Genomic DNA, 19,954 nt, shown 5'->3' with positions numbered 1-19,954 from the left:
ACCCGGACGCCTCCGGGTGCGGGCGGCGCCTACACAGATCCGCAATCCGGCTCCGGATTCGGAATCCGGCTCCGCCCACGTACCTACCTCTGCCCTGGGAACCATCATGAGACGCAGCACCTTCCTGGCCGCGGCCACGGCGACCGCCCTGTCCGCCTCCTTGTTCACGGGAACCGCCCCGGCCCACGCCGACGGCACGACCGGCGGTCCCGTCCTGTCCGACGCCGACGGCTGGTACGAGCCGGGCCTGCTCTTCGTCACGGCGCACTCCGACAGCCCGCTCACCCGGATCACCGCCCACTTCTATCCGCTGGACGCACCGGACGGCGCCCCGGAGGCCGGATCGACCGAGGACTTCACCCAGTACTCGGGGCAGGACGCCCGCTCCGGCGTCTGGCGGGCGCCGGTGCACCTGGCCGAACTCGGCGACTACCGGGTCACCGTGGATCTGCAGGACGCCTCCGGCGCCACCGTCACCGGGGCCCTCTCGCCGCACACCCTGCACTACCGGACCGTCATCACCGTCACCGGCCTCACCACCACCCCGGACGTGCCGGACTACCTCCACCAGGACGTCTCCGTCAGCGGCACCGTCGTCGCCCGCGACCCCCGCGACCCCGACGCTCCGGATCCCGCCGACGGCGTCACCGTCGACCTCGACGCCGGGCACATCCACACGACCGCGACCACCGCCGCCGACGGCCGCTTCACCGCCGCCTTCGTCCCCACCGAGCCGTCCTTCCAGCTGTACACCGTGCCTGAGTCCTCCAACCGCTACCCGGGCGCGATCCACCCGCCGGTGTCCCCGCAGAACCTGCACACCGCGCAGGCGCCGGTCCGCTTCTCGGCCAGCACGCACACCCTGAACCTGGAGCAGGGTGCGACGGGGACCGTCACCGGCCACGCGGAGATCCAGACCGCCTCAGGCTGGCAGCCGCTGCCGCACACCACGATCACCCTCCAGAACAGTGCATACGTGGCCGGGCAGACGATCACCGACAGCCGGGGCGACTACACCCTGCACGTCCCCTCGGACAACGCCGCTCCGAGCGCCGAACTCGTCGCGAGCAGCGCCGACATGCCCTTCCAGCAGACCGCCACCGAACCCTTCAGCCTGCACGTCGCCTTCACCACCCACACCGCCGTGACCGCGTCGCTCCACGACGACGGGACCCTGACGACCGACGGCTACGTCTACTACGAGGACACGCGCGCGCACTGGCCCGCAAAGCCCACCGTCACCCTCCAGTACTCCAAGGACGGCAAGAGCGGCTGGAAGGACGCGGCCACCGTCGCGGTCCCGATCCGCCACAACAAGCCCCTGGTCCCGGAGACGTTCGCCCGCACCCTCACCAAGCCGGACACCGACGCCTACTGGCGGGCCCGCTTCAACGGCGATCCCGACCTGGGCACCAGCACCACCAAGCCCGTGCACCTCTACCGCTACGCCACCCGCATCACCGGCTTCCACGCCTCCCCCGACCCCGTCCGCAAGGGCCAGTCGATCAGCTTCGCGGGCATCCTCCAGTACAAGAAGGGCACCACCTGGAAGCCGCTCGACGGGGGCGCCCCCACCCTCTACTTCAAGCCCCGCGGCTCCTCCGCCTACCACTACGTCTGCGAACTGGCCAGCGACTCCAACGGCCACCTCAAGGGCAGGGTGACGGCCAAACAGGACGGCACCTGGGCCGTCGCCCTCAGCCGCCAGACCGGAAGCCACTACCTCACCAGCACCAGGGTCTCCGACTACGTCGACGTCCGCTGATCCGCGTCACAACCGCCGCCCACCTGGTCAGTCCGCGCGGCCTGTCGTTTTGCGTCAACTGGTCCAGCAGTAGGTCGAACTACTGCTGCCGGAAAGGAACTTGATCGAATTCGCGGTCCGCTCGGGCGTTTTCCGGCGCCAGCTTCGTGTCGGCCGAAGGCCCTTCGCGCTACACCCTGCCGGATGGCCGCGAGGTCGACTCCTGCCGGCTGCCGGCTGCCGGCTGCGGCACGTGGTGCGGGGCCGGTGTCCCACTGCTGGGGCTCCGGGCTGCCCGTACCGAGGCAGCCGCAGAATGGCGCAGAAATGCGCAGGCGGAAAGTCAAGTCAAGGCAACGCACGATCTTCCTGGAAGTCTTCGGGCCCAAGGCGTGTCGATGTGCAGTGTGGGCCGCCCTTGACCTGCAAAAGCAGGCAGGGAGCAGACAAACCGGGAGACTCTCCGTGCTTCGTACCATGTTCAAGTCCAAGATCTAGCGCTTGGGTGTTTCCGCAGGTCAGGTCCTTGATCGCCGCCTCCGGGTCAGCAAATGGTCAGCATCAGGCCGGACGGTGTCCGGCTTGCTGACCTGTACGCGCGGCAGTGACCTGCTGCGCCGCCCGGTGCCCTCCACCAGGCCACGGTCGAAAACCAGTTCCTGCGCCAGCAGCTCGGGCAGCGCGCTGCCATCGTCCACGCGCTGCCCCCCGCGCAGCCTCGGCCGCCGACGGCCCACGCGGAACGTGACCTTCACGGCAGGTGAAGCCGGCCTCGGCGAGCGACCTAAAGGATCATGCAGGTGGTGGTGGCGTGGGCGATCAGTTTGCCCTGCTCGTCGAGCACCTTGCCTTCGGCGGTCGCCGTACGGCGGCCGGCGTGGATGACGGTGCCCTCGGCGGTGAGGGTCTGGCCCTCGGTGCGGGCGGCGCGGATGTAGTTGACCTTGAGTTCGAGGGTGGTGTAGCCGGTGCCGGCGGGGAGGGTGGTGTGGACGGCGCAGCCCATGGCGGAGTCGAGGAGGGTGGCGGCGATGCCGCCGTGGACGGTGCCGAGAGGGTTGGCGAAGTCGGGGCGGGTGTCGAGGGAGATGACGATGCGGCCGTGGGCGACCTCGTCGAAGCGCATGCCGAGCAGGCGGCCGATGGAGGGGATGTCAGTGGGGCGTTCGGTCTGCACCCAGCGCATCAGTTCCAGGCCGGTCATGGCGGTGAGGTCGGTGGTGGTCACGGGTCGTTCTCCTTGCGAGGTGCCGGTGGTGCCGCCCTGAGGGGCGGGGTGTTCATCAGGCGGGGAGGGGCTGGACACGGGCGGGAACGTGCTTGTGCCAGGAGGTTCCGGCGATGAGGTCGCGCCAGGTGAGGTCAGTGAGGGTGTTCAGGGCGACGCCGGTGCGTTCGTTGCCGCCGTCTTGGGTGGGCAGGTCGAGGCCGAAGCCGTTCGGCAGGGCCGCGTCCCGGGCTGCAGGCGGGCGTCGCTCTCGACCACCGCCTCAGCGGTGCCGCGCGACGCGGTGATCTGGGCGGGGGCGCCGTCGGACAGGCTCAGCCGTTCGGCGTCGTGCGGGCCGACGCGCAGGCGTCCTGCTGGTCGCGCTCGCGCCAGGTGTCGTCGCGGAAGGTGGTGTTTGCGGTGAACGCCCTGATGCGGTGGGCAGTTGGGGCAGCCCGCGCCCCGGGGGACGGCGCCCGGGGCACGGCTTGGTGCGGCGGGTGAGGTGCTGGTCAGCCGAGCGGGTTGGTGGTGTCGCGCAGGGTGGCCAGGGCCGGTGCGTACATGCGGGCCTTGATGGTGCCGAGGGTGTCGCCCGCCTTGTTCACCTGTGCCTGGGCGATCTCGATCGCGGTGGAGCGCACGGCTTCCTCGGTGACGGCCTGGTCGACGATGCCGGTGGCCGCGGCGTCGGCGCCGCCGTAGCGGCGGGCGGTGATCATGGCCTCGTGCGCGGTCTGCGGCGCCAGCCGGGATTGGATGAGGGCGGCCATGCCGGGGGTGAAGGGGATGTTGATGTCCGCTTCGGGCAGGCACCAGTAGCCGCGGTCGGCGCGCATGACGCGGAAGTCGTGAGCGAGGGAGAACATCGCGCCGGCCGCGAAGGTGTGCCCCTGCAGCGCGGCCACCGTGATGACCGGCAGCGACAGCATCCGCGCGAACAGCTCATGGACGGTGACGACGTAGTCCTGGTGGTGGTCGGTGTGGGCGGACAGCCAGTCCAGGTCGAGCCCGTTGGAGTAGAACTTGCCGGTGGCGGCGGTGACCAGGGCGCGAGGGCCTTCCGCTTTCTCCACCTCGTCGAGCGCGGCGCTGACGGCGGTGAGCCAGTCGGGGTGGAAGCGGTTCTCTCCGTCTCCCAGGTCGAGGACGAAGACGTTGTCCTGACGGTCGAGTGAGGGCATGGCGACTCCTTCGGGCTGAGCTGACTTGGACAAGCGACTGCGGGCTACGGCCGGGGACCGGATTCGGCACCGGGGCGGTCGCGCAGGGCGTGGAGGAGCAGGTCGTGGATCTCGGCGGCGGCTGCCTCGATCGGGGCGGTGCTCCGTTCGGCCCGGCACATGATCACCGCGCCTTCGACGGCGGCGATCATGAAGGCACCGAGCCGGCGGCTGCGTTCCTCGGTCAGGCCGTGCCGGACGAGAAAAGCCGTGAGGGCCTCCTGCCAGCGGGCGAAGACTGCGGCGGCCGAGCGGGCAAGCTGGGGTGCATCGTCGTTGGTCTCCACGGCCACCGCCACGATCGGGCAGCCGGCCCGGAAGCCGCTCTCCACGAGCCGGTCACGCCACAGCCGGAAAAACGCGTCGACGGCCGCCACCGGGTCATCCACCTGCATCGCGGATTCGATCAGCCCCGTGAGGAAGTCCGCCGCCAGTGCCAGCGCCTCCTCGATGAGCTGCGCCCGCCCGCCGGGGAAGTGGTGATACACCGAGCCCCGGGGAGCTCCGCTGTGGGCGAGCACCCGGTCGATGCTGGTCGCGCTCGCACCGTATTCACGCAGCAGAGCTGCAGCACTGAGGACCATGCGGTCACGGCTTTCACTCTTGCGCGGGCTCATCTGCTCACCAGCTTCCCCATGGCCGTACGGCCCACCAAACGGTCTACCTATCAGTAACTTAAGGTGTATGCCATAGAACATGCAAGAGGAGTCGCCGGCGGTCACTGAATCGCGGACGACCCGGTGAAGGGGGTCCAGAAGCCGGAGTACGCCCGCGAGAAGGCGGTCATCCCGTCCCTCGACCATGTGAAAACGGCGCTGACCGCCGCGGATCACATCCTTGCTCTCGAGATCGCCATGATGGTGGGCTGCGGCTCGGTCCGTCGCTGTCGCCGGCCTCGACGAACCGGACCTCCTCGCCCTCCAGGAGGAAGGTGTAATCGTCGATCACCTCGGGCAGCACGATGTCCTTGACGATCTGGCCTGGAAACTGGCTGTTCCAGAACGCCATACGCTTTCCGGCGGCGAACTCCGCCAGGGCCACGGTGCCCTCGGTGGCGATCATCCGCGCCTCGGGAAAGTGCTTGGCGACCTCGGAGAAACCGAACCAGTGGTCGCCGTGGCCGTGAGTGGCGTACATCGCGACCAGGTTCTTGCCCGAGGCCAGCACCCACTGGGCGCCCGGGCTGCGGCGGTGATGTGCTGCGCGGCGAGCCGTGCGCCCTCGTCCCCGGCCGACCCCGTGGTGATTGCGTCCTTGAAGGCGCGGGCCGGCTCGCGGTCGGCGGCATCGTATGCGCGACTCGGCAGGGGCCAGGAGCCTGTCGCCGCGCAGGGCGCGCCGCATCGCTAGCGCGGTCGCCTGCTCACCGGGAGCAGACACAGCCGTTATACGGCTTCCAGCCACCTAGGCGGAGCGCTCTGGAGTCCCGGGGCGCCTACAGCGGACGGCGACGGCCGCGATGTCGTCATCGAGCCTTCCGCCGCTGTAATGGAGTAGGTCTCGGTGAAGCCGGTACAGCAGCTCACGGGGCGTCACCGGGCCGAGCTGTCGCATCCACTCCGGTAGCGGGAAGAACGTGCCGGCCCGGTCCCGGGTCTCCGTCACGCCGTCGGTGTAGAGCAGCATCTGGTCGCCGGAGGCGAAGGCGACGGTGTCGACGTTGTAGTCGTCCCCGAGGAGCGTCGCGAGGTTGAGGGGCGGTGAGGGGACGGTGGGCTCAAGGACGCGGATCTCGCCGTTGCGCATCACCAGTGGCGGAGGATGTCCACAATTGAGGATTTTGACATGTCCGCCGCCACTGGGGATCTCGGCGATCAGAGCAGTGGCGAAGTGCTCAGGCTGATCCGGGTCGAGGATCGCGACGCTGTAGCGCCCTATGCTCGTCTCCAGCCGATGGATGACGCCCCTCAGGTCGGGCTGGTCGTACGCGTTCTCCCTGAAGCAGTTGATCACCGCCGAGGCAGCTCCCACGGCCGGCAGCCCTTTGCCGCGCACGTCACCGATGAGCAGCCGAACCCCGTACGGCGTGTCGGCCACCTCGTAGAAGTCGCCTCCGATCCGGGCCTGCTCCTGAGCCGCCAGATACAGCGACTCGACATCGAGGCCTTGGACACGGTGCGGCAGCGGGCGCAGCAACACCTGCTGCGCTGCGTCGGCGACGAGCCGGACCTGGAAGAGCGTTTCCTCTCGCTGGAGTCGAAGATGACTCGTATATGCGGCCGTCAAAGTGACCGCGACGATCGCCGCCGCCGTGTAGGGCGTTCCGAGATCGGAGTACACGAGGCTGAGCCCGATCATGGACAGCAGGCAGAACGCCCCCAGCGCGATCGTCGGGAGCACGGGCCACATCGCAGCGGCCAGGGCGGGTGCGGCAGGCAGGAGACGGCTGAAGGCGATCTCCCTGGGAGTGGCGAAGGCCAAGCCAGTGATGAGGACGGTGAGAATCACGGGCGACAGCAGGACGATCTCGCGTGGGGCATCGGATGAAGGGCGGTGGTGCCGGGGTCGTCGTGTCCTGATCACAAAAATCATCTTAACGGGGCATAACGGGCCTCGTTCCGTGAGAGTATCGGCGTCCATGCGCGCCGACCGGCCGCTGGACCGCGCCGTGCAGCCCCCTCGGAACGCCCCCCCCGGCTGTGAGCGGCCCTTCCACCGTCCGCGGTGGGCAGCCCAGGGGCCGGAGGCCGTCGTCAAGGACCGACAAGGTGAAGCTCGCGCCTCCCCGGGCCGAGCCTCACTCTCTTCGAGGGCGCACGTGGTCTGAGACCACGGCCGTCTTGGGCACGAACCACAGGTCATGGCCTTCATGTCCGGGAGGGCCGCACAGTTGGCGACAGCGGCGTGATAGCGAGTGCTGCGGCGGAGCCCCGTCGAGAACCATCCCGACGGGGCGGCTCGTCGTGGCCGCCGGCGGCCTGTCGGCCCGGGCGGACGTCGGCCACCCGGCCTGCTGAAGGCGAGGCCGACGCCCTCGCCTTTCCCGGGAGCGGTGCGTGAGCGACTGCGCGAGCAGCCGACCCGCCGCACGAAGGCACTCCCCGGTGCTGAATACTCTCCCGATGAGTTCACGCACTTCCCCGACCAGTCAGCCGATCACGATACGGCGGGCCGTCGCGCGGGACGCCAAACGGCTCACGCGGCTCGTGCGTGACTCAGGCGCCTACGAGGGCAAACACGCATCCGCAGTCGCGGGCTACCGGGTGGATCTTGATTACATCGAGGCCCACCGCGTCATAGAGGTTCCGTCACGCCGAGTCATCCGAAGACTTGCTCTTTGAGTTCCTCGGCGAACTCAATCTGCGTGATAATGGCTCCTTCGTTGTGGAGTCGGTAGAGGATACTGCCGGCTGGTATGTGTCGGTTTCATTGCTCGATAGCGGTGAATTTGAGATTGTCTATCGTTGTTTGGGGCGAGGTGAACATCGGGTGGTAATTAGTGATTCCCTATCGGTGATCTCCTGCAACGTGACGATCTGGATCGCCGTACTGTCGAGTCCTGCGAAGACTACCCGTATGCACGATTAGTCCTTCAGTTTGTAGGTCAGCGTTGCCGCTGTAGTTCGCCGTTCTATTCGGCGGGGTGCCGCTGGGCCGCTCCAGTTGCGTCGGCGGTGACTGGCACGGGCGAGGCCCGGAGGCAGCGGCACCATAGCGACCAATGCCGTCCGTGCCGAATCCGCTCCATCGGGGCGGGTTGAGCGGCCGTCACCTCCAAGAGCCGACAAACCTCGTAGGCGGGGTAGGCGTTCGGAGCTGTGTCACCGAGGCTGATGGAACTGCGGAAGTCCCCCTCTCTGGCCCAGCGACCCGTCGGCGGGAAGGGAAGCGGCCTGTTCGTGTGTGGAAGCGGCCTGGGCAGCCAGGAAGGCAGCGGCCGGTTGGGCCAAGGTGATATGCCGGTACCAGCCATGGAAGGAGCACACCTCGTAGCCAGCCATTCCGGCGGACGGCTTGGCCGGCTTGATCACCTCCTCCACTCGCCAGCGCGCCCCGGGTACCAATAGCAACTCCTCCACCTCGGTTACCTGCGGGCCTCAATCCAGGTAGTCCCGCTTGTCGGGTTCGGCCCGGCGGCAGTAGGCGATCTGAACCGCCCCGTGGTCGCGAAGCGAGGTCAACCACACGGCACTGGCCTGGGCGTCTTCCGCTACGTCGTCGAGCGCGATCGCCTGGCTCCGCGGCTGTTCTGGATCCCTCGACTTACCTGATGACTCATCAGGTAAGTCAGCCTCCAATCAGCACTGGGCCCGGACAGCCATCCGCATATGCAACTGCTCGGCAGCTTCGCGGCAGTTTGTTCGCGCAGGTGAGCAGCCTGCTACCCATGGCGCACGGTGTTTTGAAAAGTCTTCGAGCCGAAGGCACACCCATGTACAGTGTTGGGCGCCCCTGACCAGCAAAAAGCCGGCGGGGAGCCGTCTTCCAGGAGTCCAAAGTGCTGCGCACCATGTTCAAGTCCAAGATCCACCGTGCCACCGTCACCCAGGCCGACCTGCACTATGTGGGATCCGTGACCATCGACGCCGATCTTCTGGACGCGGCCGATCTGCTGCCCGGTGAGCTGGTCCACATCGTCGACATCACCAACGGCGCCCGCCTGGAGACGTATGTCATCGAGGGGGAGCGCGGGTCCGGGGTGATCGGGATCAACGGGGCCGCGGCCCATCTGGTGCACCCCGGCGACCTGGTGATCCTGATCAGTTACGCACAGGTCACCGACGCCGAGGCCCGCACCCTGCGTCCGCGGGTCGTGCACGTGGACGGCGACAACCGGATCGTGGCGCTGGGCGCCGACCCGTCGCAGCCGGTGCCGGGCTCGGACCAGGAGCGCAGCCCGCAGGCGGTCGGAGTCTGACCGCGGGGACGCCGGAGAATCCCACCGTACTTCGAGCCATATTTCGAGCCGTACTTCGAGGGGGAACCCATGAGTGACATCGAGATCCGTGACGACCGGACGGGCGGGCGCCTGGAGGCGCTGGCCGCCGACGGCGAGGTGGCCGGCCGTATCGAGTACTTCGTGCTGGAGGCCCCCGCGCGGGCCCTGGTGCCCGTGCACACGATCGTCGAACCGGCCCACGAGGGCAAGGGCATCGCGGGCTCGCTCGCGCGCGAGCTGTACGCCACCGCCGCCCGCGAGGGCATCCCGGTGGCCCCGCTGTGCCCGTACGTCGTCAAGTGGGCCGAACGCCACCCGGACGAGGCCCCGGCCGCCGACCCGGAGCTGCTGCGGGCGGCGAAGGACTGGCTGATCGCGCACCCCGGAAGGTTCTGAACCGCCTGTGCTCGCGCTCCTGCACACCTCGCCCGTCCACGTCCCGGTCTTCGACGCCCTGCGCGACGAGGCGCATCCGGGCCTGGAGCTACGGCACTTCGTCGACGAGGGGCTGCTGGAGCGGGCCCGCGCCACGGGCCCGGACGCCGTGGCGGCGGACGTACGCGCCGCCGTCGACCGTGCCGTGGCCGGCGGGGCGCGGGCGGTGCTGTGCACCTGCTCGACCATCGGCGCCGTCGCGGAGGCGTACGGCGCCGAGGCCGGTGTCCCGGTCCTGCGGGTCGACCGTCCGATGGCGGCGGCCGCGGTGGCGGCCGGGTCGCGGGTCGTCGTCCTCGCGGCCCTGGCGAGCACCCTCGGCCCGACGGTGGACCTGATCGAGGAGGAGGCCCGGGGCGCCGCCCGGCCCGTCACGGTCCGCACCGTGCTGGTCGACGGCGCCTGGGCGTGCTTGGAGGCGGGCGACGGCGAGGGGTACGTCCGCCTGGTGGCGGAGGCGGCCGACGCCGTCGCCGACGCCGACGCGATCGTCCTGGCCCAGGCCTCCATGGCCCCGGCCCGGGAGCTCGCCACCACGTCGGTCCCCGTGCTCGCCAGCCCGCGGCCGGGCCTCACGGCCGCGGTCGAGGCCGCGCGGGTCGCCTGAGGGCTCCGAAGCGAGGGCGGGGCCCAGGCGGGCCCTCGAGTGAGTGGCGGCGCGGGCACCGGGTACGCGGGGAGTGGTCCAGAGCCGAGGTTCACCGACTCGCCGGAGGACGCCATGCAGCAGCCAGCACCGTACCCCGATCCGGTCCCGCCCGGACCGACGCCGGGCCCGGACCCGCAGCCACCGGAGCCCGCTCCGGATCCCGGACAGCCGCCGGCGCCGTTCCCGGACCCCGTGCAGCCTCCGTCCCCGGTCCCCGCGCCGCCCCCGGTGCCGACTCCGCCAGAGCCGCCGCAGCCCGGGCCGACACCCCCGGCGCCGGGACCTCCGGACCCCTCGCCCTCACCGATCCCGCCGGGCCCCGAGCCGGTACCGAACCCCGAACCGGGACCCCCGCTCACCTGATGGACAGATGGAAGCCATCGCCACTGCCCGGAATCGGGCAGGATCGTGGCTTTCGGGCGACCGGACGCCCTAGGGGCGTCGCGTGATCGACTTCTCCGCCCTCTGGGGCTTCGCCGTGATCGTCGGCCTGCTCACCCTCACACCGGGACTGGACACCGCGCTCGTGCTGCGGACCGCCGCGCTGGGCCACCGGCGCCGGGCCTGGGGCGTGGTCCTCGGGATCCAGACCGGGACCCTGACCTGGGGCGTCCTCACCTCGCTGGGCGTCACCGCCCTGCTGACCGCCTCCCAGCTCGCCTACGCCATCGTCCGCTGGGCCGGTGCCGCCTACCTCGTCTGGATGGGCGGACGCATGATCTTTGCCACCCGGCGCCGGGCGGGCGAATCGGCAGGGGAGCCGACCGGAGAGTCGCAGGAGGCCGACCGCGCTGCGGACGGTGCTCCGGACACGCTCGGCTGCGGCTGGCGGCAGGGCGGCGCGCTGACGAACCTGCTCAACCGTTCCTAAAGACTGAGCGGGAGTGAGTCCTGTCTCCAGGACTGCGATTGCTCAGCCGAACGTCCCGAACGGTGTTGGGTGTTCTGGTCGCCCGCTTTCGCTCCGCTGCCGGGCGGCACGGATCTCGTCCGTGGTCCGGGGATGCGGGGGCGGGGTCCCTCACGCCTTCGGGTGTCGGGTCCGGCCTGGGCGGTCCGATGCCGTACACGATCACTCTGGTCGTGTGGGGGCGGTGCCGTCCGTCGCCGGATCGGGTGTCCGAGGGCGCGTCGCCCGATCGCGATGCTCGCGGCATCGTGCCGGGAAACCTTGCGGGTACTGCCGGTCAGGGGCTGTTGCCAGTGCTGGGCGCCCCACCGGGAGGTGTAGGCCGGATCGACCGCGACCACCGCAATGTCCTGCTCGGCGGCCATCGCAACCAGCCGGGCTCCGAGTTTCGCGGTGGGGAAGCGGGCGATGAGGCGGCGGAAGCGTTTGTTGCGGCCGTGCTTCTCCCGGCTGGTGCCGTCGGTGAAGTCCAGGTCCTCGATCGCGATCGCGGCCGCGCCGGTAGCGGCCGTGTGGTGCAGCAGGCGGGTCAGCGCGTGCCGGATCTGCACGTCCCGGTGAGCGGTGGTGCCGGACAGGTCGTAGAAGAAGCGCCGGGGCGCACCGACCGGGTTGCCGTGCACGTCCAGGCGCCACGCTGCGAGGTGGTCGTCGTTCATGTCGACACCGACCACGCCCCGCGCCAGCGCCGCCTCAAGCGGCACCACCGGGACCGGGGTGCGCTGGCAGGAAGCGGTCACGTACCAGCGGCTGCGTACCACATCGTGGTGGATGCGGTAGACGACGGCCCGGTTGTCGGTGATCCGGTCGAGCCATTCCTGTTCCCGGTGCCGGATTGTGACGGTCGCATCCAGGAGGTAGCGGCCGTGCGGGGCGTTGGCCAGATGGGCCAGTGCCGCCGGGAGCTTGAGAGTGAGTTGTCCGGTGTCGGTGACACGGATCGTCTCGTTGCCGAAGCGTTTGCCGGACTCCCCGTCCGCGGTCAGGAACATCCGCGCCGCCCGCCACCGCTCCCGCCACGCCTCCACATCCAGACCGGCCTGGTCGAGGTGGTGGCGCAGATGAGCCAGGCGCTTACCGCCGCGCACCACATGCACCCGGCCGGCCGCCCGGTCCGCCTCCACCCGCGTCAGCCGGTCTTTCAGGGCGTGCAGGCGGCGGGACTTGGCATGCCACTCCGCCCGCGAGCCGTAGCCGCGGGCCAGCCCCGCCCGCCGGTCCGCCTTCGTGCCCAGCGGCCGGGCCAGCCGCGCCTCGATCGACGCGATCTGCCCCCGCAGCCAGGATGCCTCGGCCGCCTGCCCCCGCCGGGACAACGCCCACTGGTCATGCGTGGCCTTCGTGATACTGCCCGCCCACCGGGCGGACGAGAGACCGGTCAGCTCCCGTTTGCGCACCGCCCATGTGGCCGCATCATGCTCCAGACCCTGCCGGACACGCGTCGCGAGATCACCCACGGCCAGCGAGCCGAGGAACACACCCACCTCGGCCAGCACCGCCACGTCCGCCTGCGACACCCGCAGCCGGGCCCGAACCGCAACCCCCGTGGGACCGGGCACCACGAACGACGCCGCCACCTCCCGCAACCCACCCACCCCCACCCAGCACCGCACCAGCCCGGTCACCCCACCCAACGAACATCCTCCCGAAAAGGTCACGCATTCGACCAGCAAACCCCCGTTCCCACCAACGACACCCGCCACACGCCACCAGCCGCTCACCCATGCTCACGAAAGCTCACTCGCTCATGGTCAAGCGGCAGAAGTTCCGAACCCCAAGGTCGGCGCGTTCTACGTGGCCGTGCTCCCGCAGTTCGTACCGGCGGGCAGCTCGCATCTCGCGATGGGTGTCCTGCTCGCCGGAACCCATGTCGTGCTGGGGACGCTCTGGTCGTCCGTCCTCGTCGGCTGCGCCCACCTGCTGCGCGACCGGCTGCGCCGCCACTCCACCCGGCGCCTGCTCGACCGGGTGACCGGCACGGTCGTCGGCGCGTTCGGCATCCGGCTCGCATTCGGCGACTGAGCCCGGGCCCACCTGCCGAGGCGCTGCCTGCCCTGACCATGACCATGTGCGCCGACGCAGGGCATGCCGACGGCGGGCGACCGGTGTGGTCGCCCGCCGTGGTCACCCGCCGGTGCGGCGGGCAGCGGTCGTACGGTCCGCCGTCAGGCGGTCACGCCTCGACCTCGGACCGGTCGCCGCCCCACATGGTGTGGAACGAGCCCTCCCGGTCGACCCGCCGATAGGTGTGCGCACCGAAGAAGTCGCGCTGCCCCTGCGTGAGCGCGGCCGGCAGCCGCTCGGCGCGCAGGGCGTCGTAGTAGGCGAGCGCCGCGGCGAAGCCGGGGGTGGGGACACCCTCGCGGGTCGCGGCGATCAGGACCTCGCGCCAGTCGTCCTGCGCGGCCGCGATCTCCTGCGCGAACGTCTCGTCGGACAGCAGGCTCGGCAGGTCGGGCCGGGCGTCGTAGGCGGCCCGGATGCGGTCCAGGAAGGCCGCGCGGATGATGCAGCCGCCCCGCCAGATCGAGGAGACCGCGCCGAGGTCGATGTCCCAGTCGTACTCCTCGCTGCCCGCCGCGATCTCGTGGAAGCCCTGCGTGTACGACACGATCTTCGAGGCGTACAGCGCCTGCTCCACCCGGTCCGCGAAGGCCGCGGCCTCGGACTCCGACAGCGCGGTGGCCTTCGGTCCGGCCAGGCCCCGCGAGGCCTCGCGCAGCGCGCTGTGCCCGGACAGGGAACGGGCGAAGACGGCCTCCGCGATACCGGACACCGGAACGCCCAGGTCCAGGGCGATCTGTACGGTCCAGCGGCCGGTGCCCTTCTGCTCCGCCTGGTCCTGGACGACGTCCACGAACGGCTTCCCCGTCGCCGCGTCCACGTGCGACAGGACCTCCGCGGTGATCTCGATCAGGTACGAGTCGAGTCGGCCCGTGTTCCAGGTGCGGAAGATCTCCGCGATCTGCGCGGGGGAGTACCCGGCGACGTCGCGCAGCAGCTGGTACGCCTCGCCGATCAGCTGCATGTCGGCGTACTCGATGCCGTTGTGGACCATCTTCACGAAGTGCCCGGCGCCGTCGGGACCCACGTGCGTCACACAGGGGGCCCCGTCCGCCGCCTTCGCGGAGATCTTCTCCAGCATGGGGCCGAGGGATTCGTACGACTCCTTCGAGCCGCCGGGCATGATGCTCGGGCCGTTCAGCGCGCCCTCCTCGCCGCCGGAGACGCCCGTGCCGACGAAGTGGATGCCCTGTTCGCGCAGGGCGCGCTCGCGGCGCCGGGTGTCCGCGAAGTGCGCGTTGCCGCCGTCGATGATCATGTCGCCGGGCTCCAGCAGCGGGGCGAACTCCTCGATCACCGCGTCCGTCGGCTCACCGGCCTTGACCATGATGACCAGCCGGCGCGGCCGCTCCAGCGCCGCCACGAAGTCCTTCGCGGTCTCGGCCGCGACGAACTCACCCTCGTGCCCGAACTCCTCGACCAGCGCGTGGGTGCGAGCCGAGGTCCGGTTGTGGACCGCGACCGCGTACCCGTTGCGCGCGAAGTTGCGGGCGAGGTTGCGGCCCATGACCGCGAGACCCGTGACGCCGATCTGGGCTGTAGTGCTCATACGGTTGGCTCCTAAGCATCCTGATATCGGTCGTGCCGGTCGTGTCCGTCAGTATTGCCGCTGTCGCGCTCAGTATCGCCGCATCGACCATCCTGACGTTCCGGTTCGCCGACCGCACGTCCGGGCTGTTCCATGTCGCGTACGCAGATACGCGCCGGAACCCCCTCCCGCCTCAGCCGTCCGGGAAGTCGGTCGGATTCCTCGCCACTTGTGTGCCAGGGCGGCTGATTGCCGTCTTGTCATGGCCAGTTCGGGGCGCTTACTTTTGCCCCTCCTGACGTGCGTCGAGGGGGCTCTCCATGGCCGTACGCGGCCGGCACCGCCGGTACCAGCCGAACAGGATCAACCGCGCCTCGCTCACGGTCACGGCGGGCAGTGCCGGAATCGCGATCCCGCTCATCGGCGCGGGCAGCGCCCAGGCGGCCGACGTGGACACCTGGAACAAGGTCGCCGCCTGCGAGTCCAGCGGGAACTGGGGCATCAACACCGGCAACGGCTACTACGGCGGTCTCCAGTTCACCCGGTCCACCTGGGAGGCGTACGGCGGTACGGCGTACGCGCGACGAGCCGATCTGGCCACCCGGGACCAGCAGATAGCGGTCGCGGAGCAGGTGCTGAAAGGGCAGGGTCCCGGCGCCTGGCCGGTGTGCTCCGTCCGGGCGGGGCTGACCCGGGGCGGGGACACGCCCGGCATCCACCCGACCGGCGCCACCTCCACCCGGACCGCCGCGCACGCGGCACAGGGTGCCAAGACCTCCACCGGCGCCAGACCGGCCGCCGTCCGGGACTCCGCCCACACCGCCGCGCGTACCTCCGCACCGGATGTACAGCCGCAGACCACGCCCCAGTCGCGGGCCGGGACGGCCGAGATGTACACGGTGGTGCGCGGGGACACGCTCTCCGGGATCGCCGAGGAACAGCAGGTACGGGGCGGCTGGCAGCGGCTGTACAGCGCCAACCGCGCCACCGTCGGCGCGGACCCCGACCTGATCCTGCCGGGCCAGCGGCTGAACCTGCGCGCCGAAGCCAAGGCCGAAGCCAAGGTCGCCGGTAAGTCGGTCGGCAAGTCGGCCGGCAAGTCGGCCGCCCCGGCCCACACCCCCGCGCGCAAGACCCCGCACAGGTCCGCGCCGGACGCCGCCAAGGCGCCCACGTCCGGCGCCCACGACCTCGTCGCCCCGGTCCACGCGGCCATGGGCACGGCCTACCACGCGGAGGGCTCGCACTGGTCGAAGGGCTACCACACCGGCGTGGACTTCCCCGTGCCCACCGGCACGGCGGTCAAGGCGGTCGCGCCGGGGCAGGTGGTCGACGCCGGGTGGGGCGGTTCCTTCGGCTACCAGGTGGTGATCCGGCACGCCGACGGCCGCTACACCCAGTACGCGCATCTGTCGGCGATCTCGGTGAAGGCGGGGCAGTCGGTGGGCGGCGGCCAGCGCATCGGCCGGTCGGGTGCCACGGGCAACACCACGGGCCCGCATCTGCACTTCGAGGTGCGGACGGGGCCCGGGTTCGGTACGGACGTCGATCCGGTGGCGTATCTGCGGGCCGGTGGCGTCAGGATCTGACGCGGGTGTGATGCCGGTCCACCACCGGCATCACCACGAACGGGCCGCCGTAGAAGGAGCTGTAGTAGCGCGGCTCCTCGTCCTGGGGCTCGCTCCAGAGCTCGGGGCGCGGCAGGGCGCCGGGCTCGTCGTCGTTCGGATCCCGGTCGCTCGTGTCGCGGCTGCCGCTCGTGTTCCGGTCCGGCGCGAGGTCCACGGCCAGGTCATTGGGCGGCAGGTCCACGGCCAGGTCCTCGGCAAGGTCCTTGGGCAGGTCCGCAGTGAGCTCCGCGGCGAGGTCCGGGGCACCGCTCGGTGCGCCGTCCGGCGCGGCCCGGGGCGGGGCGAGGGCGGGGGTCCCGGAGAGCACCGGGGCGGCGTCCTCCGGTACGGCGGCGAGCGCCTGTCCGCCGACCACCTGCCCGGCGAGCGTCTGCTCGGGGACCGTCGGCCTGCCGACCGCTTGCCCGGGGACCGTGTGTCCGCCGACCGCCTGTCCGGGGATCCGGAGCCGCGGGGTCTCGCGGAGCTCCGCCGGTGCCGGCGCCTCCGGCGCGTGCGCGAGACGCTCGGTGGTGAGCAGGATCAGGCCGCCCGCCGCCACCACGGCGCAGCTCAGTGCGAGCACGGTGCCGGTGGTGCCGTGACGGAAGGTTTCGCCGAACATCGTGATGCCCACCGCGGCCGCGACCACCGGGTTGACGACCGTCAGCGTCGCCAGCGGGGCCGCGAGTCCCGCACCCCGGTAGGAGGCTTGCGACAGCAGCATGCCGGCCGTCGCCAGGACCGCGATGACGGCCAGCGACGGCAGGTCGCCCGCCACCACGCCATCCGTCCAGTCGACCGCCACCGTCTTGGTGAACACCGAGGACATGCCGAACGCGATGCCGGAGGCGGTGGCGAGCAGCACGCTGCGCACCGCCGGGTGCCGCTGCGCGGCCCGCGCGGCCGTCATCAGCGCCACCACCGCGCCGCCGGTGACCACGGCGGCGCCGACCCGCTGGGCCGTGCCGAGCGACTGTGCGTCGGCCGTGCCGACCAGCGCGAGCAGGCCGGCCAGTCCCACCGTCGCCATGATCGCGCCGCGCCAGGCCGTGGCACCGGCCCTGCGGCCGACGAACAGAGCCGCCATCGGCAGCGCGAACACGATCGTCAGCGCGCCCAGCGGCTGGACCAGGCTCAGCGGGCCGTAGGCGAGCGCCACCACGTGCAGCAGGCCGCCGAGGCCGTTCAGGGCCACGGCAGCCCACCAGCTCGCCCGGCGCAGCGGTGCGAACTGTTCGTCGGGGGAGGAGAACGCGACCTGCTCCTGCACGATCGCACCGCCCGCGTACGCCACGGCGGAGACCAGCGACAGCAACACGGACAACGCGAGGGCACTCATGGGCGGCTCCTCTGCGTGAGGCGCGCGCACGAGGCGCGGCGCGGCGAACGGTCGGCGTTCATAGCGAACACCCTGCCCGGTCGATCTCTTCCCGTCGTCGTCCCTGAGCAGGCAATGGGTCCTACTGCCGATGGAGTACGGAAGGCGGACGCTCCTCCCCAGGGTGGGTGACACGGAGGGGAACCGGCTGATCACGGCTCCTGCCGGACTTGGTGCCACCGGTGGTCGCCGGACTTGGTACTACTGCTGGTCGTGGACCACGACCAGCACCTCGACCCCGGCCTCGCCGCGCTCCGCCCGCTCGGCGGCTTCTTCGTCCTGCGCACCCTCCCGGCTCCGTCCGGGGCACCCGCCGGAACGCCCGCCGGACCGCCGCCCGCGCTGCACGACGTCTACGAAAGCCGGACCGCGAGCCCGATCGCGAGCCCGGCCGCGAGCCCGGCCGAAAGCCGGACCGCGAGCCCGGCCGAAAGCCCGCCCGGAAGCCCGGCACCGGACGCGGACAGGCACCTCGACCCGCTGGCCTTCCGTGTCCGGAAGGTCACCCGGAGTCTGCGGACCGCCGAGGTGCGTGTCGGGGCGTCCGTGGCGCACCAGGGGCTCGCGGCCCGGCTGTGGTCGGCCGCGCTGGGGTGCGCCGCGCTGTACGGGCGGATCCCCGACCTCGACCCGCGGCTGCTCCTCTGGGACGCCGACGCCGGTGCCCCCGACGACCTGTGGCTGTCCGAGGTGCGCCCGCTGCCGGGGGACGCGGCGACCGTCGCCGACGCCGTGCTGGAGGGCCACCTCCGGCCGCTGACGGCGCTCGTGCACACCCGCTACCGGGTCGCCGAGGGACTGCTGTGGGGCAACGCCGGATCCGCGCTCGCCGGGGCGGCCCGGGAGCTGGACCGCTGGGCGCGGGCGAACGGACGTACCGACGTCGCGGCCACCGCACACTCCCTGACCGCCGCACTCCTGCGCCACCCCCTTCTCGCCGGTACCGGCACCCTCACCGGCACCGCGTTCCGGCGCCGCAGCTGCTGTCTGTACTACCGGGTGCCGGGCGGGGGCGTCTGCGGCGACTGCTGCTTCGCGCGGCCACCGCGGTCTTCCGCGCGGCACACATCTGGGTGACCATGAGGAGGGAACCAGCCATCGAGCCAGGGGGATCCGGGTGCGAGTGGGACTGCTGACCCGGGAGTACCCCCCGGACGTGTACGGCGGCGCGGGCGTCCATGTCGAGTTCCTCGCCAGAGAGCTGCGCACCCTCGTGGACCTCGACGTCCACTGCTGGGGCGAGGGCCGCACGGACGGGGTCACCCGGCACCGCTCCTGGTCCGCGCTGGACGGCGCCAACGACGCGCTGCGCACCTTCTCCACCGATCTGTCGATCGCCGCGGCCGCCGAGGGGCGCGAACTCGTCCACTCGCACACCTGGTACGCCAACCTCGCCGGCCACTTCGCCAAGCTCCTGTACGGCATCCCGCACGTGCTGACGGCCCACTCGCTGGAGCCGCTGCGGCCCTGGAAGGCCGAACAGCTCGGCGGCGGGTACGCGCTGTCGGGCTGGGCGGAGCGCACCGCCGTGGAGGCGGCCGACGCGGTGATCGCGGTGTCCGGCGCGATGCGCGACGACATCCTCTCCTGCTATCCGGCGCTGGACCCGAAGCGGGTGCACGTGGTGCACAACGGCATCGACACCGCCCTCTACCGGCCCGATCACGCAACCGACGCCCTGGTCCGCGCCGGGATCGACCCGAGCCGTCCGTACGTGCTGTTCGTCGGCCGGATCACCCGTCAGAAGGGCGTGCCCCATCTGCTGCGCGCGGTGCGGGACATCGACCCGGCGGCGCAGGTGGTGCTGTGCGCGGGCGCGCCCGACACCCCGGAGATCGACCGGGAGTTCCGCGACCTCTTCGAGGAGCTGAGCCGGGCCCGCGACGGCGTGCACTGGATCCCGCGGATGCTGCCGCGTCCCGAGGTGATCCAGCTCCTCACCCATGCCTCCGTGTTCGTCTGCCCCTCGGTGTACGAGCCGCTGGGCATCGTCAACCTGGAGGCGATGGCCTGCGGTACGCCCGTGGTGGCCTCGCGGGTCGGCGGCATCCCGGAGGTGGTGGCGGACGGGAAGACGGGCGTACTGGTGCCCGTGGACCCTGCCGACGAGGTCTTCGAGGCGGGCCTGGCGCGGGCCCTGGACTCGGTCCTCGGCGACCCGGCGACGGCTCGCCGGATGGGCGAGGCCGGACGGGAGCGCGCGGTGGGCGAGTTCGGCTGGGACGCGGTGGCCCGGCGCACGGTCCGGCTGTACGAGGAGATCCTCGACGGGGCTTGAGAGCCCCGGACAGAAGTGGGGCCCGGCGGGCCGATGCGGACAT

General features: G+C 71.2%; 18 protein-coding genes and 1 pseudogene. 10 read left to right on the top strand and 9 right to left on the bottom strand.

Translation table 11 applies throughout. The annotated features are described in order from the left end of the window. The first annotated feature begins 106 nt into the window (after positions 1–106). Complete coding sequence (locus tag ACZ7OY_RS28415; RefSeq protein ID WP_471913992.1) at positions 107–1,765, top strand: hypothetical protein; 1,659 nt, start codon at positions 107–109, stop codon at positions 1,763–1,765. Positions 1,766–2,262: 497 nt separating this feature from the next. On the opposite strand, the gene ACZ7OY_RS28410 is transcribed toward ACZ7OY_RS28415, so the two are convergent. The 6 genes from ACZ7OY_RS28410 to ACZ7OY_RS28385 all read right to left on the bottom strand — a co-directional run bounded on the left by ACZ7OY_RS28410 (position 2,263) and on the right by ACZ7OY_RS28385 (position 6,625). Beyond that, entirely contained in the window at positions 2,263–2,442 is a 180-nt protein-coding gene (locus ACZ7OY_RS28410) for a hypothetical protein (protein ID WP_471913991.1), read from the bottom strand. 86 nt (positions 2,443–2,528) lie between these two features. Then, the gene (locus ACZ7OY_RS28405; RefSeq protein WP_471913990.1) at positions 2,529–2,972 is read right to left on the bottom strand and encodes a PaaI family thioesterase; all 444 of its coding nucleotides are present in this window, start codon (positions 2,970–2,972) and stop codon (positions 2,529–2,531) included. A gap of 494 nt (positions 2,973–3,466) precedes the next feature. Beyond that, on the bottom strand, positions 3,467–4,138 hold the full coding sequence (locus ACZ7OY_RS28400; RefSeq protein ID WP_471913989.1) for an enoyl-CoA hydratase-related protein: 672 nt from the start codon (positions 4,136–4,138) through the stop codon (positions 3,467–3,469). A 44-nt stretch (positions 4,139–4,182) separates the two neighbouring features. Further along, a complete protein-coding gene (locus tag ACZ7OY_RS28395; RefSeq protein WP_471913988.1) occupies positions 4,183–4,875 on the bottom strand; it encodes a TetR/AcrR family transcriptional regulator in 693 nt (230 codons plus the stop codon). Between the two features lie 85 nt (positions 4,876–4,960). Then, positions 4,961–5,344, bottom strand: coding sequence for an MBL fold metallo-hydrolase (locus ACZ7OY_RS28390; RefSeq protein WP_471913987.1), 384 nt, complete (start codon positions 5,342–5,344; stop codon positions 4,961–4,963). A gap of 237 nt (positions 5,345–5,581) precedes the next feature. Beyond that, positions 5,582–6,625 carry a PP2C family protein-serine/threonine phosphatase gene (locus ACZ7OY_RS28385; protein WP_471913986.1) on the bottom strand — a complete coding sequence of 348 codons (1,044 nt, stop codon included), beginning with the start codon at positions 6,623–6,625 and terminating at the stop codon, positions 5,582–5,584. A 614-nt stretch (positions 6,626–7,239) separates the two neighbouring features. Between ACZ7OY_RS28385 and ACZ7OY_RS28380 the strand changes: the two are divergent. The 5 genes and pseudogenes from ACZ7OY_RS28380 to ACZ7OY_RS28360 all read left to right on the top strand — a co-directional run. Further along, a pseudogene (locus ACZ7OY_RS28380) lies at positions 7,240–7,413 on the top strand (GNAT family N-acetyltransferase); the annotation flags it as partial. A gap of 1,202 nt (positions 7,414–8,615) precedes the next feature. Then, positions 8,616–9,035, top strand: a complete 420-nt coding sequence (gene panD / locus ACZ7OY_RS28375; protein WP_162468873.1) for an aspartate 1-decarboxylase — start codon at positions 8,616–8,618, stop codon at positions 9,033–9,035. 18 nt (positions 9,036–9,053) lie between these two features. After that, positions 9,054–9,452 carry a GNAT family N-acetyltransferase gene (locus tag ACZ7OY_RS28370; RefSeq protein WP_471914013.1) on the top strand — a complete coding sequence of 133 codons (399 nt, stop codon included), beginning with the start codon at positions 9,054–9,056 and terminating at the stop codon, positions 9,450–9,452. Between the two features lie 7 nt (positions 9,453–9,459). Further along, positions 9,460–10,098: an aspartate/glutamate racemase family protein gene (locus ACZ7OY_RS28365; RefSeq protein ID WP_471913985.1), complete on the top strand. Its 639-nt coding sequence runs from the start codon at positions 9,460–9,462 to the stop codon at positions 10,096–10,098. A 487-nt stretch (positions 10,099–10,585) separates the two neighbouring features. Further along, entirely contained in the window at positions 10,586–11,011 is a 426-nt protein-coding gene (locus ACZ7OY_RS28360; RefSeq protein ID WP_471913984.1) for a LysE family translocator, read from the top strand. Here ACZ7OY_RS28360 and ACZ7OY_RS28355 read toward each other — a convergent pair. Beyond that, positions 11,008–12,675, bottom strand: coding sequence for an IS200/IS605 family accessory protein TnpB-related protein (locus ACZ7OY_RS28355; protein WP_471913983.1), 1,668 nt, complete (start codon positions 12,673–12,675; stop codon positions 11,008–11,010). The two genes, ACZ7OY_RS28360 and ACZ7OY_RS28355, sit on opposite strands and share 4 nt — an antisense overlap. Between ACZ7OY_RS28355 and ACZ7OY_RS28350 the strand changes: the two genes are divergently transcribed. Continuing rightward, positions 12,596–13,072, top strand: coding sequence for a LysE family translocator (locus tag ACZ7OY_RS28350; protein WP_471913982.1), 477 nt, complete (start codon positions 12,596–12,598; stop codon positions 13,070–13,072). The genes ACZ7OY_RS28355 and ACZ7OY_RS28350 overlap by 80 nt on opposite strands. A gap of 151 nt (positions 13,073–13,223) precedes the next feature. On the opposite strand, the gene gndA is transcribed toward ACZ7OY_RS28350, so the two are convergent. Continuing rightward, positions 13,224–14,663, bottom strand: coding sequence for an NADP-dependent phosphogluconate dehydrogenase (gene gndA, locus ACZ7OY_RS28345; protein ID WP_351602193.1), 1,440 nt, complete (start codon positions 14,661–14,663; stop codon positions 13,224–13,226). Positions 14,664–14,962: 299 nt separating this feature from the next. Between gndA and ACZ7OY_RS28340 the strand changes: the two genes are divergently transcribed. Next, positions 14,963–16,231, top strand: a complete 1,269-nt coding sequence (locus ACZ7OY_RS28340) for a transglycosylase family protein (RefSeq protein ID WP_471913981.1) — start codon at positions 14,963–14,965, stop codon at positions 16,229–16,231. On the opposite strand, the gene ACZ7OY_RS28335 is transcribed toward ACZ7OY_RS28340, so the two are convergent. After that, positions 16,221–17,594, bottom strand: coding sequence for a DMT family transporter (locus ACZ7OY_RS28335; RefSeq protein ID WP_471913980.1), 1,374 nt, complete (start codon positions 17,592–17,594; stop codon positions 16,221–16,223). The two genes, ACZ7OY_RS28340 and ACZ7OY_RS28335, sit on opposite strands and share 11 nt — an antisense overlap. Positions 17,595–17,840: 246 nt before the next feature. Between ACZ7OY_RS28335 and ACZ7OY_RS28330 the strand changes: the two genes are divergently transcribed. Together ACZ7OY_RS28330 and glgA are read left to right on the top strand one after the other, a co-directional pair. Continuing rightward, entirely contained in the window at positions 17,841–18,710 is an 870-nt protein-coding gene (locus ACZ7OY_RS28330) for a (2Fe-2S)-binding protein (RefSeq protein ID WP_471914012.1), read from the top strand. Between the two features lie 40 nt (positions 18,711–18,750). Beyond that, positions 18,751–19,911 (top strand): glycogen synthase, encoded by a 1,161-nt coding sequence (glgA, locus tag ACZ7OY_RS28325; RefSeq protein ID WP_471913979.1) that lies wholly within the window; start codon positions 18,751–18,753, stop codon positions 19,909–19,911. Positions 19,912–19,954: the final 43 nt, after the last annotated feature.

This window comes from Streptomyces sp. NPDC107559 (assembly GCF_055657365.1).
This window is presented reverse-complemented; position numbering and strand designations above follow the sequence as displayed.

Coding starts and splice junctions, on each gene's coding strand:
- ACZ7OY_RS28415 (WP_471913992.1), top strand. CDS start 107: ATGAGACGCAGCACCTTCCTGGCCGCGGCCACGGCGACCGCCCTGTCC.
- ACZ7OY_RS28400 (WP_471913989.1), bottom strand. CDS start 4,138: ATGCCCTCACTCGACCGTCAGGACAACGTCTTCGTCCTCGACCTGGGA.
- ACZ7OY_RS28395 (WP_471913988.1), bottom strand. CDS start 4,875: ATGTTCTATGGCATACACCTTAAGTTACTGATAGGTAGACCGTTTGGT.
- gndA (WP_351602193.1), bottom strand. CDS start 14,663: ATGAGCACTACAGCCCAGATCGGCGTCACGGGTCTCGCGGTCATGGGC.
- ACZ7OY_RS28340 (WP_471913981.1), top strand. CDS start 14,963: ATGGCCGTACGCGGCCGGCACCGCCGGTACCAGCCGAACAGGATCAAC.
- ACZ7OY_RS28335 (WP_471913980.1), bottom strand. CDS start 17,594: ATGAGTGCCCTCGCGTTGTCCGTGTTGCTGTCGCTGGTCTCCGCCGTG.